9 protein-coding genes and 3 pseudogenes are annotated in these 12506 nt (G+C 62.5%); 10 read left to right on the top strand and 2 right to left on the bottom strand.

All coding sequences use genetic code 11. The features are described from left to right. Positions 1-60 precede the first annotated feature (60 nt). From ACZ1HC_RS08620 to ACZ1HC_RS08605, 4 genes are all read left to right on the top strand, one after another. Positions 61-1878, top strand: coding sequence for a M3 family oligoendopeptidase (locus ACZ1HC_RS08620; protein ID WP_472699612.1), 1818 nt, complete (start codon positions 61-63; stop codon positions 1876-1878). Between the two features lie 57 nt (positions 1879-1935). Next, entirely contained in the window at positions 1936-3126 is a 1191-nt protein-coding gene (locus ACZ1HC_RS08615) for a dipeptidase (protein ID WP_472699611.1), read from the top strand. A 144-nt stretch (positions 3127-3270) separates the two neighbouring features. Beyond that, a complete protein-coding gene (locus tag ACZ1HC_RS08610) occupies positions 3271-3408 on the top strand; it encodes an entericidin A/B family lipoprotein (RefSeq protein WP_472699610.1) in 138 nt (45 codons plus the stop codon). 193 nt (positions 3409-3601) lie between these two features. After that, a complete protein-coding gene (locus ACZ1HC_RS08605) occupies positions 3602-3982 on the top strand; it encodes a hypothetical protein (protein ID WP_472699609.1) in 381 nt (126 codons plus the stop codon). On the opposite strand, the pseudogene ACZ1HC_RS08600 reads toward ACZ1HC_RS08605, so the two are convergent. Continuing rightward, positions 3979-4718 (bottom strand): annotated as a pseudogene (locus tag ACZ1HC_RS08600) (integrase core domain-containing protein); the annotation flags it as partial. The gene ACZ1HC_RS08605 and the pseudogene ACZ1HC_RS08600 overlap by 4 nt on opposite strands. Positions 4719-4775: 57 nt before the next feature. Further along, positions 4776-6071: pseudogene (locus ACZ1HC_RS08595) on the bottom strand (IS256 family transposase). A 72-nt stretch (positions 6072-6143) separates the two neighbouring features. On the opposite strand from ACZ1HC_RS08595, the pseudogene ACZ1HC_RS08590 reads away from it, so the two are divergent. From ACZ1HC_RS08590 to ACZ1HC_RS08565, 6 genes and pseudogenes are all read left to right on the top strand, one after another. Further along, positions 6144-6439: pseudogene (locus ACZ1HC_RS08590) on the top strand (integrase core domain-containing protein); the annotation flags it as partial. Between the two features lie 265 nt (positions 6440-6704). Beyond that, on the top strand, positions 6705-7208 hold the full coding sequence (locus ACZ1HC_RS08585; protein WP_472699608.1) for a TRAP transporter small permease subunit: 504 nt from the start codon (positions 6705-6707) through the stop codon (positions 7206-7208). Continuing rightward, positions 7205-8536: a TRAP transporter large permease gene (locus ACZ1HC_RS08580; RefSeq protein WP_472699607.1), complete on the top strand. Its 1332-nt coding sequence runs from the start codon at positions 7205-7207 to the stop codon at positions 8534-8536. The genes ACZ1HC_RS08585 and ACZ1HC_RS08580 overlap by 4 nt, the downstream gene beginning before the upstream one ends. Before the next feature lie 220 nt (positions 8537-8756). Next, positions 8757-9911 (top strand): TRAP transporter substrate-binding protein DctP, encoded by a 1155-nt coding sequence (dctP, locus tag ACZ1HC_RS08575; protein WP_472699606.1) that lies wholly within the window; start codon positions 8757-8759, stop codon positions 9909-9911. 58 nt (positions 9912-9969) lie between these two features. Continuing rightward, a complete protein-coding gene (locus tag ACZ1HC_RS08570) occupies positions 9970-11532 on the top strand; it encodes a class I adenylate-forming enzyme family protein (RefSeq protein ID WP_472699605.1) in 1563 nt (520 codons plus the stop codon). After that, positions 11529-12335 (top strand): enoyl-CoA hydratase-related protein, encoded by an 807-nt coding sequence (locus ACZ1HC_RS08565; RefSeq protein ID WP_472699604.1) that lies wholly within the window; start codon positions 11529-11531, stop codon positions 12333-12335. The genes ACZ1HC_RS08570 and ACZ1HC_RS08565 overlap by 4 nt, the downstream gene beginning before the upstream one ends. Positions 12336-12506 lie beyond the last annotated feature (171 nt).

The raw sequence follows: 12506 nt of genomic DNA, 5'->3' as shown, positions 1-12506 counted from the left end.
CCGAGGCTTGCGGATCGGCCCCGGCGGGTTACATCTGGTCAAGGCAGGAAAGGGATGCACATGGCAGGACAACCGACCTTCGACGCGCGCGAGCCGGCAACCGGCAGCGACTTCGGCAATCTTCCCGCATGGGATCTGACCGACCTCTATCCCGCGCCCGACGCGCCGGAACTGGCCGCCGACATCGATCTTCTGGACGCCGAGGTGCGGGATTTCGCGGCCCGCTATCAGGGCCGGCTGGCCGACCTGTCCCCGGCCGAGATGCTGGCCTGCATCGAGACCTATCAGAAGATCGACATCACCGCCGGCCGCATCATGTCCTATGCCGGGCTGCGCTATTACCAGAACACCACCGATCCGGCGCGGGCGAAGATGATGGGCGACCTCCAGGGCCGCATCACCGACATCACCACGCCGCTGGTCTTCTTCAGCCTGGAGTTCAACCGCATCCCCGACGAGACCTATCAGGCGGTCTTTGCCGCCGCCGACGGGCCCGCCCGCTACAAGCCGGTGTTCGACCGGATGCGGGCCATGCGCCCGCACCAGCTGTCGGACGAGCTGGAACAGTTCCTTCACGACACCTCGGTGGTGGGCGCCGCCGCCTGGAACCGGCTGTTCGACGAGACCACCGCGGCGCTGGAATTTTCGGTCTCGGGCGAGACCCTGGGCCTGGAGGCCACGCTGAACCTGCTGACCGACCACGACCGGTCGCGGCGCGAGGCTGCGGCGCGGGCCCTGGCCGAGGTCTTCGGCCGCCACGTGAAGCTGTTTTCCCGCATCCACAACACGCTGGCCAAGGAAAAGGCCATCGAGGACAAGTGGCGCAAGATGCCCACGCCGCAATACGGCCGCCATCTGTCGAACCATGTCGAACCCGAGGTCGTCGAGGCGCTGCGCAACGCCGTGACCGCCGCCTATCCCCGCCTGTCGCACCGCTATTATGCGCTGAAGGCCCGGTGGCTGGGTCTGGACAAGCTGCAGGTCTGGGACCGCAACGCGCCGCTGCCCACCGCCCCCGCCCGCGCCATCGGCTGGGACGAGGCACGCCGGACCGTTCTGGACGCCTATGCGGGCTTTTCGCCGCGCCTTGCGGATCTGGCCCGGCCCTTCTTCGACAAGGGCTGGATCGACGCCGCCGTGACGCCGGGCAAGGCGCCGGGCGCCTTTGCCCATCCGACCGTGACCACGGTCCATCCCTATGTGCTGCTGAACTATCTGGGCAAGCCGCGCGACGTGATGACGCTGGCTCATGAACTGGGCCACGGCGTCCACCAACGGCTGGCGGCGGGACAGGGGGAACTGCTGGCCTCGACGCCCCTGACGCTGGCCGAGACGGCGTCCGTCTTCGGCGAGATGCTGACCTTCCGGGCGCTGCTGGCCAGAACCTCGGATCCCGCCGAGAAGAAGGCCCTGCTGGCCGGCAAGGTCGAGGACATGATCAACACCGTCGTCCGCCAGATCGCCTTCTACGACTTCGAATGCAAGCTGCACGCCGCCCGGGCAGAAGGCGAACTGACCCCCGACGACATCAACGCCCTGTGGATGTCGGTGCAGGCCGAAAGCCTTGGCCCGGTCTTCGAGTTCATGCCGGGATACGAGACGTTCTGGACCTATGTGCCGCATTTCGTGCATTCGCCCTTCTACGTCTATGCCTATGCCTTCGGCGACGGGTTGGTGAACGCGCTCTATGCCACCTACGAGGCGGGTCTGCCGGACTTCCAGCAGAAGTATTTCGACCTGCTGGCCGCGGGCGGATCGAAGCATCACAAGGACCTGCTGGCGCCCTTCGGTCTGGACGCCTCGGATCCGACGTTCTGGGACAAGGGGCTGTCGATGATCGAGGGCTTCATCGACGAGCTTGAAGCGCTTGAGGACTAGGGGGCTGCCGCCCCCATCCGCTGCGCGGATCCCCCCGCGGATATTTTTGCACAGAAGATGGTGGCGATGCTGAAACGGGTCCTTCTGGCGGTGGCGGTGCTTGCGGTTCTGGCCGCGGTCGCGTTCTTCAGTCTGGCCCCGGGTTATGTGGAACGGGCGCTGAACCCGCTGCGCATGCCTGCCCAGGGATGGCCGGTTTCCGAAAGGGCGCAGGCCTTGCACGAGAGGCTGGTGATCGGCGACTGGCATTCCGACGCGCTGCTGTGGGATCGCGACATCCTGGAACGGGCCGATCGCGGCCACACCGACGTGCCGCGCCTGCTGGAAGGCAACGTGGCGGTGCAGGTCTTCACCACCGTCACCAAAAGCCCGCGCGGCCAGAACTATGACCAGAACAGCGCCGATGCCCCCGACAACATCACGCCGCTGTTCATGGGGCAGCTGCGCCCCGTGCGGTCCTGGTTCTCGCTGCGCGAACGGGCCCTGGTGCAGGCCGAGGCCCTGGTTCGGGCGGCCGAGGAGGCGCCCGACCGGCTGCGCCTGATCCGCACCCGGGCCGACTTGCAAGCCGTGCTGGACGCGCGGGCGGGCGGGCAGCCCGTGCTGGGTGCCCTGCTGGGGTCCGAAGGGGCCCATCCGCTGGAAGGCGACCTCGCCAACCTGGATGTCCTTTACGATGCGGGCTTCCGGCTGATGGGGATGACGCATTTCTTCGACAACGAACTGGGCGGCAGCCTGCACGGCGAAGGCGGCAGCGGCGCGGGCCTGACGGATTTCGGACGGCAGGTGGTGGAGGCCATGATCGACCGCGGCATGGTGATCGACCTGGCCCATGCCTCGCCGCTGATGGTGCAGGACGTGCTGGCGATCCCCCAGGCGCGGCCGATCCTGTCCCATACCGGCATCCGGGGCCATTGCGGCAGCGCCCGAAACCTCGACGACGATCTGGTGCGACGGATTGCGGCGAAGGGCGGCGTCATCGGCATCGGCTTCTGGGCCGACGTGGTCTGCGGAGGCACCCCGGCCCATATCGCCGAAAGCATTGTCGCGGCCATCCGGCTGGTGGGCGAGGATCACGTCTCGCTGGGGTCGGATTACGACGGGTCGGTGGGCGTGCCCTTCGATGCCGCCAATCTGGCCGCGCTGACCCAGGCGCTGCTGGACGAGGGACTGTCCGACGACCAGATCGCCAAGGTGATGGGGGGTAACATGATCCGCTTCCTGAACGAGACCCTGCCCGAGACCTGAGCCAGGCAGCCATTGGCATGGGGCGTTCACCCCGCAGTCAAGCCCATGCCGATCTTTGCTTTTGGCCGGACCTTGCCCCTGACGCGGCGGAACCCGGCGCTGGCATCCGCGTTCCCTCGCAGATCATGCAAAGGAGTTGGACGGATGCAAAAGACCTTGATCGGGCTTGGCGCCATTCTTGCCATGTTGACGCTGGCCGGCTGCCAGACGGCCCAAGGCTTCGGACAGGACGTTTCCACGGCAGGCCAGGTCATCCAGGAGGAAACCGCCGAGGTGATGTAGAACGGCTCGAAGGCGGCCCCGCGGGGCCGCCTTTGCTCTTGTCGGGGGAGGCTGCCATCCCGTCCGCGCCAGGGATGGACTAGAGGTCGCCTGCCAAGGCCGCCGAGGTGGGCGCGTGACCCTGTTTCGTGCGGCAGCATGCAGGGCCTTGGTCGTCGTCAGCGGTCAGGGCGACAGCAAGAAGGGAGGAAGGATGCGACTGGTGTTTCTGGCTGCGATGATGCTGCCCCTTCCGGCGGCGGGCTTCGTCGCGCAAAACGGCATGACGGCGGTGCAGTCCGGCCCGTCCGAGATCAGCGTGATCCACGAGGTCCGCCGCGGTGACACGGATTACTGGTGCGCGGCCGGCGATTTCGTGCAGCGCGCCTGGGGATTGCCTGGCAGCACGCGGCTGTGGCGCGCCTCGCCCAAGCCCCGGGGCGCGGGCGAAGGGATCGTCTTTACGGTCGATCCTGCGAACGCCGCCGAGGGGGCGGGCCTGTCGCAGTTCGGCAGCGGACCGCGGGACGGGTCCATCCCTGCCTCGATGGCGGTCGGAAGTTTCTGCCGGGTGATCGTGCCCTTCTTCGACTAGCTGTTCAGTCCCGGCATCTTGTGGATCGGGTTTAGGATGGATCGATCTGGTTCCGAGATCCGGACCTTGCAGATGTATTCGTAAGATGTGAGGCCGCCGAGCGTCTTGAGTCGGCGGGCAAAGTTGTAGGCAGCCATGAAGTCTGCGAGATGGGTTCGCAGCTGATCGTGGCTGTCGGAGTGGAAGCGCCTTGCCGTGGCGTCCTTGATCATCCGGTTCATCCGCTCAACCTGACCGTTTGTCCACGGATGGTTGGGTCTGGTCAGGCGATGCTCGATCCCGTTGGCCTCGCAGATCATGTCGAAGCGCATTGGCCGAGAGTGGATGGCATTCCGGTTTCGAGGCTGCTCGGCGAACTGGATGCCATTATCGGCAAGAACCGTGTGGACCTGGCAGGGCACGGCTTCGAGCATGTGCTGCGGAACTCCCAGGCCGTCTTTCTGTCAGAAGTTGCCACGAGTTGGGCGACAGCAAACTTGGAAGTTCGGTCGATGCCGACGAACAGATAGAGCTTTCCCCCGGCGGTCTGAACTTCCGCAATGTCGATGTGAAAGAACCCGATGGGGTAGCGCTTGAACTTCTGGCGCTTTGGCTTGTCGCCTTCGACATCCGGCAGGCGCGAGATGCCATGACGCTGCAGACCCCGATGGAGCGCCGACCGTGTCAGGTGGGGAATCGAGGGCTGCAGGGCATGGAGGCAGTCGTCCAGCGGCAGAAGCGTGTGGCGCCGGAACGCCCGGGAGTGTCTGAAACCCTGTGTATCTGAGCGGGTCCATGCGGTTTTCAGATACGGTCAGGCGTCAAAGCGCCCGGCGAACATTATGGCCAGCTGATTGCGGGCCGCAACCCATTCGCGGACTGCGCGACCGCCCTTTTCGAAGTTGCGGATGGCCAGGAAGATCAGCTTGGTCGCGGCCTCCTCGGTCGGGAATGAGCCCTTGGTCTTCAGCGTTTTCCGCAGCACCCGGTTCAAGGATTCTACGGCATTTGTGGTGTAGATGATCTTCCGGATCGCGGCGCTGAAGGCAAAGAACGGGATCACCTCGGCCCACGCCCGGCGCCAGGCCGGGGCGATCGAGGGGTATTTCCCGCCCCACTTTTCCTCGAGGGCATCCAGCTGGCGTTCAGCCTCCCCGGCGGTCGGGGCCTCGTAAATCGGGCGCAGGTCGGCCGCCACGGCCTTGCGGTCCTTCCAGCTGCAGAGGTTCATCGGATGCCGGATCAGGTGAACGATGCAGGTCTGGACCATGGTCTCTGGGAAGGCCGCGGTGATGGCCTCTGGGATCGGAGGCAGACCGTGGCCCCAGTGGGGCCGCGTAAGCTGCCGCAGGCTTCAACCCATCCACAACCGCGATCAGGATGTCCTGCACCCCACGGTTGCGCAGCTCGTTCATCACCGACAGCCAGAATTTGGCGCCTTCATTGTCAGCGATCCAAAGGCCCAGGACTTCGCGCTCACCATCGCGAGTGACGCCCAAGGCAATATAGACCGCCTTGTTCTTCACCATCCGGCTGTCGGCATCACGGATCTTGACCCTGAGCGCGTCAAAAATGACGATCGGATACATCCGGTCCAGCGCCCGGTGCTGCCATTCCCGGACCTCGTCCAGCACGGCATCGGTGACGCGGCTGATCAGTTCGGGCGAGACCCGCAGGCCGTAAAGATCCTCCAGATGGGCCTGGATGTCGCGCACCGACAGACCGGCGGCATAGAGCCCGTCCGCCATGGGCCTCGGACCAGTGGCGGCTTCCATGGCGAACTCTTGTCGTCGATGCCGTCGATCCGGGTCTGGCCCTTCTTCACCAACTCCGGCTCAAAGCTGCCGTCGCGGTCGCGCGGCACAGAAAGCGGCACCTCGCCGTCGGAGCCTTTTACCCGCTTGGTCGCGGTCCCGTTGCGCCGGTTGGATTGTTCCGGCGGCGGCTCGGCGCCAGCCTCATAGCCCAGATGCGCAGTCAGTTCGGCGCCCAGCATCCGCTCCATCAGCCGAACCTTCAGCTCCTTCATCAACCCGGCATCGCCGAGCAGATCCTCAGGCCGCTTGCAGCCCTTCAGCAACTCATCCAGCAGTTCGTTGGAAATCGTCATCGTCCTTGCTCCTCTCAGGAAGCATGGACCAGATCAGCGATACACAGAAGATCGGACACTTTCGATCAGGGCGACAACGGCAGCGCGTTCATCTCCCGCGACCTGGATCTCTGGGCCTATGCCAATGACGTCACGCTGGACGTCTCCAGGCCCGGCAGGCCGACCGACAACGGCTTCATCGAAGCGTTCAACAGCAAGCTGCGGGCGGAATGCCTGAACGCCCATTGGTTCATGAGCCTTGCGGACGCGCAGGAAAAGCTGGGGGATTGGCGTAGGCACTACAACGCGGACCGAACCCATAGCGCGATCGGACATAACGTCCCGATGGCCCCGCATTATCCGGCGGCGCAGCCAGCCCGTCGCCATGACCAAGCCGGAAAACTCCAGCATCCGGCGGTCCAAGGTTGGGGAGCAACGCAGGGCTGAGCAGACTCTCCATCACAGCAAGGGAACTTCCGGGGGCAGGTCAGCACCTGTCCTCAAGTCGCTTGACATTCGAACACTTGTTAGAATATCCGTGGATGAAGGATGCTGCGCTGTGGCGAGCTTCAGGTTCGCTAAATCGATGGTGCTAGTGCGCAGAGTACTGCACACACCTGCACCGCGACCAGTTATTGCATGTGGAGTGCCTTGATGAGACTGTTTCTCAGACTGGTGGACAGCCTCAACATATTTATCGGCCGGACGGTCGGCTGGGTCATGATCTTCATCATGATCGTGACGGTTTATGATGTGGTCGCCCGCAAGCTGTTCAGCGCGCCTGTGGTGTGGGCATTCGATGTATCGGTGCAGCTCTTTGCGCTGCACTTCATGATCACGGCCGCCTATGCGCTTCTTTACAAGGAGCACGTCTCGATCAACATCTTCAAGGACCGTCTGTCTGTGCGCGCCCAGGCGATCCTCGACATCGTGTCCTTCATCGTCTTCTTCTTTCCCTTCGCAATCGCGCTTCTCATCTATGGTTGGGACTTTGCCATACGCTCCTGGGAGACGCGCGAGACAAGCTGGGGCATCATCGCCCTGCCGGTCTATTATATCAAAACGGTCATTCCCCTGACGGCGCTCCTTCTCATCCTGCAGGGCATCGCAACCGTCATCCGCCTGATTGAAACAGCCCGTACAGGAGTGGCGAAATGAGCAGCGAACTCCTGACCGTCCTGATGTTCGCAGGCCTGCTCGTCGGGCTCTTTATGGGCCACCCGCTGGCCTTCGTCCTCGGCGGGCTGGCGCTGATCTTCGCCTATCTTGGGCCGGGCCCACAGATGTTCAGCATCGTCGTCAACCGCATCTACAGCCAGATGGACAACTACATCCTGATTGCGGTGCCGATGTTCATCCTGATGGCGCGGCTTTTGAGTGACTCGGGCGTCACCGAGAACATGTTCCACGCGTTGCGGTTGATGTTGGGGCGGGTGCGTGGCGGTCTTCTGCTTGCAACGATCGCGATTTCGGTGGTGCTTGCTGCGACTACCGGCATCATCGGGGCGTCGATGACGGTCATGGGGGTTCTGGCGCTGCCCTCGATGGTCAAATATGGCTACCAGAAGGAGCTGAGCACAGGCGCCATCGCGGCCGGTGGCAGTCTGGGCATCCTTATCCCGCCCAGCATCATGCTTGTCATCATGGGCAGCTACGCGCAGATTTCCGTGGGTCAACTCTTTGCCGCCGCCGTGGGACCCGGACTTCTGCTTGCGGGTCTTTACGCGCTTTACTGCGGTGTCATCACCTTCTTTCGGCCGGATTTGGGTCCACCCGTCTCCGAGGAGGAGCTAGGGCAGACAAACCGTGCCGAGATCCTCAAGCTGCTTGTGAAGATGGCCGTTCCGCCGATCCTGCTCATCATAGGCGTGTTGGGCTCGATCTTCGCTGGCTGGGCCACGACCACCGAGGCCGCTTCCGTCGGTGCTTTCCTGACTTTCCTGATGGTCATCGCCTACGGGAAGTTTTCATGGTCGATGCTTCAGGAGGCTGTTTCGGCAACCGCCCGTACCACCAGCATGGTGCTCTTCGTCATCGTTGGCGCAACGGCATTCACCGGTGTGTTCGTGGCGATCGGCGGAAGCCGCATCGTCACCGAGTTTCTTGACGGAATGGGCCTTGGTCCGTGGGGCATCTTCTTCGTCATGATGCTGATAGTTTTCGTCCTTGGCATGTTCCTGGACTGGCTTGGCATCGTGCTTATCTGCCTGCCGATCTTTCTGCCGATCGCCACTGCGAATGGCTTCGAACCCCTGTGGTTCGTGACGATGATCGCCGTGGTCCTGCAGTCCTCTTTCCTGACGCCCCCTTTCGGATATGCGCTGTTCTATCTTGAAGGAGTGGCGCCGCCCGGGGTCACACTGGGTCACATCTACCGCGGTGTGATACCGTTCATCATCCTCATCATCATCGGGTCTGCACTGTGCATCGTTTTTCCGCAGATCATCACCTGGCTTCCGACGGTGATCTTCTCACGCTACCAGTAAGGCCCTGGGGCCGTTCAGGATGTCGATCGACGTGTGGCGGGTGTACCAAACCGGCCGATTACGGCCAGAGGGTCTGTTTGTCGAGTGAGTCAGGCTGCCCCCGCAAGGGCTCGCGGATGCAACGCAGGCCTAATTCTCCAACTGCGTTCAGAGTTGACCAGGCTTCGCTCTCTGCTAACGTTTCTGCAGATTATCACTTGGCCGCCGAAGTGATCCTCTCGTGCCAGTCCCGGCCGAGTTGACGAGGCGAGGGGAGGAAAGGAATCACCATGAAAAATCTAGTCCGCACATTTTCAGGCATTGCGGCCATTCTTGCCTTGGGCACCGCGTCAGCCGTTGCGCAAGAGGAAGAAGTCACCATCCAGATGACCTCGACCTGGCCCCCGGCATCGACATCATCGATGCCGACAACCATTTCGTGGAGCTTGTCAACCGGCTCGGCGAAGGGTCGATCCAGATCGAATTCTTCCCCGGAGAAAGCCTGGTTCCATCGACGCAGGTCTTCGACGCCGTCCAGTCCGGGTCGATCCAGGCGTCTGGCGACTGGCCGGGATACTGGGCGGGAACCGACACCGCGTTCGCGCTTATCGGATCCTTTCCGATGCTGTTCACGACCCAGGACTATCTGCTGTGGATCAACAACTGGGGCGGGGCGGAACTCTTCGACGAAATTTACGGCAAATACAATATAAAATATATACCATACGCCATCCTGGGTATGGAATCCGGGCTGCGATCGACCGTTCCCATTGCATCCCTGGAAGAACTCAACGGCAAACGGATACGCATGTCAGGTCGTCCCCAAGGGGCCATCCTGAGCGAATATGGGGCCGCTCAAGTCATGCTGCCGGGAGCCGACGTCTATCAGTCGTTGGAGCGCAATGTGATCGACGCTGCGGAATTCTCTATGCCCAGCACCGATCTGGGCATGGGCCTTGCTGAGGTGACAGAGCACAACATGTCTCCGGGCTGGCATCAGCCGGCCTCCACAACCGGCGTTATGATCAACATGGATACGTGGAACGAGTTGTCGGACCGCGCGAAACTCATCCTCGAGACGGCCGCCGCTGCAACGATGTCGTGGTCCATCGGCCATTACGAAAAGAACTCGACCGAAGCCGTCGCCAAGTTTGCCGAAACGGGAACCACCGTTCATCGTTTGGACAGCGAGGACATGGCGCAGTTGCAAAGCCTCTCCAACCGGATCCTTGTCGACGAGGCATGCGCCAATCCCCTGTTTGCAAAGGTCGCCGTTTCCCAGCTTGAATATCTCCAGGACTATTCAACCTGGCGCGAGATGCAGGGCGAGTTCGCCATGGGCCGCAACATTGCCGACTTTCCCGACCTGGAAAGAATTCGCAGTTGCGCCGAGTGAGACTGCCATCGCGGGTGGCCTTCTGGCCCCCGCGTTCGGATCTTGGGGGGAGGCCTGAATGGATGACGGGATTGCTGCTGAGGGCGTGCCCGGGGAGTTTCAGCTTGCACGCGCGGCCTCTGGGCTGACAATCGGTTCGCTCTTCGTGCAGACCGCTCGTAGGTGGCCGGATCGGGTGGCTTTGCAGGCGGGAGACGTGCAAGTCACCTATGCAGAGCTCCACCAGCGTACCGACAGGCTTTGCAACTACCTGAAGGGACGCGGCATACTCAGGGGCGACCGGATTGCGATCCTGTCGGAGAACCGCCTCGAATATGTCGAACTCCTCGTCGCGGCTGGCAAGATGGGTGTGATCGCGGCCTGCCAGAACTGGCGGCTTTCGGATCACGAGTTGCGCCATTGCCTGGAACTGGTAGCTCCTAAACTGCTGATCGCCTCGCCGCTGCATCAGGAAACGGCGGACCGGTTCGAGGATATCGCACCCGGCCTGGTGTTTGGCCCTGAATACGAGATGGCGCTTGGCGCGGCCAGCCAAGCTCCAATTGAAGATGATTGCGACCCTGAGGACGGGATAGTTATCCTGTATACAAGCGGTACCACGGGCATGCCGAAAGGCGCGCTGATCAGCCAGCGCGCCGAGATCGCGCGGGCGATGATCCAGTTGATCGATACCCCTTCCACCGCCTCCGACGCCTTTGTTGCCTGGGCTCCGCTCTTTCACATGGCCTCGGTCGACGCCGTCTTCATGAAGCTGATCCAGGGGGGCAAGGTGATCGTGACAAACGGCTTCAACGCCGTCGAGCTTGCTTCGATCGTCTCTCAGGAGCGTCTTGCATGGCTGGTCCTGATGCCGGGCATGATCGCGCCGTTCATCGCTGCAATGGAAGCTTCGGGCAAGCCGGCCGCCGGGGTCAAATGGGCCGGTGCGATGGCGGATCTGGTGCCGCGGGAACAGATTGCAGCCGTCACGCGCCTGGTGGGCGCTCCTTACCTCAACAGCTTCGGATCGACCGAGACCGGCCTGCCGCCAGCCTCGCTTGGCGTCCTCGAGGTCGGCGTCGTGCCCGAAAAGCTCGACAAGCTGCAGAGTTCGTTCTGCTGCATCCGGCTTGTCGGTCCCGACGGCGTCGAGGTTCCCGATGGCGAGCCAGGTGAACTTGCAATCCGCAGTCCGGCGCTGTTTTCGGGTTACTGGAACAACCCCCAGGCCAATCGAAAGGATTTTCGCGGCGGCTGGTTCCACATGGGAGATGTCTTCACGCGCAATGCCGACGGCACACTCTCCTTCGTGGATCGAAGCAAGTATCTCATCAAGTCCGGCGGTGAGAACATCTATCCGGCCGAGATCGAGCGCGTGCTGTTGGCCGAACCGATGGTGGCCGATGCGGTGGTCGTCAGAAAAGCGGACCCGCAGTGGGGCGAAGTCCCAATCGCCCTTGTCGTGCGACGGGAAGAGAGTTTGACAGCCGATGCTTTGCGTGCACGCTGTGCTGCCAAGATTGCACGCTACAAGATACCGAAAGAAATTCATTTTGTTGATGAGGCAGATCTTCCCCGCAGCACGACCGGCAAGATCAAGCGTCACGACATCGAACAACGCATTGCCGGGACAAGTAGATGAACAAGCTGCTTCTTGAAAAGACCGGCCATGTCGGCCTGGTGACGATCAACAGGCCACATGTTCGCAATGCCTTGGATCCAGAAACGCTCTGTCTCATGGCCGATGCCTTTGAAGACCTTCGCCACGACCAGATGATCCGTGTGATCGTCGTGACGGGGGCCGGAGACAGGGCTTTCAGCGCAGGCGCTGACTTGGGGCGGTTGATCCCGTTGATCACCGGTGCCCGCGAGCCCGAGGACGAGTGGGATCACCGCTTCAAGGCTGACCCCAGCATCTTGCACCAGGCCATCCTGCGCGGCTATGACGTGGGCAAGCCGGTCATCGCCGCCATCAACGGCTTTGCCATCGCGGGGGGCATGGAGTTGGTGCAGGGCACGGATCTGCGCGTTGCGGCCGACACGGCGATGCTTGGTGTCCAGGAAGTCAATTGGGCTATCTTCCCGGCCGGAGGCTCGACCGTAAGATTGCCGCAACAGCTGACCATGCCGCGGGCGATGGAACTTCTTCTGACGGGCGATCTCATCGACGCGCCCACCGCCTATCAGTGGGGCTTCCTCAACCGCGTTGTACCGGCGTCCGAGGTCATGGCGGTGGCAATCGACCTGGCCGAACGCATTGCCGGTAAAGGACCTATCGCGGTGCAGGCGATCCGGCGCTCGGCACGCTCCTGCGTTGGACTTCCAGAGGCCAAGGCACTGGCAATGGAGCTGGAATTTGCCGCGCCGGTCTTTGACAGCGAGGACGCGCGCGAGGGTCCACGAAGTTTCATGGAGAAGCGTCCGCCAGTCTTTCGCGGCAGATGATCGGCGCTTTGCCTGGCAGAAGCGCAAGCCAACGCCAAGGACATGTTGCTTCAGGCTGGTCCAAGGCGTGCCAGCTGATCCTGCTTCGTCAGAGGCCATTCTGAAACGACATTTCCTGCAGCAACCGACTGGATTATTTGGCCTCCATGTTGATTTCCACCCAGAACTGAG

The organism is Paracoccus sp. BR5-17 (assembly GCF_055693925.1).
The sequence above is the reverse complement of the archived record's forward strand: the minus strand, read 5'-3'. Positions and strand labels throughout refer to the sequence as shown.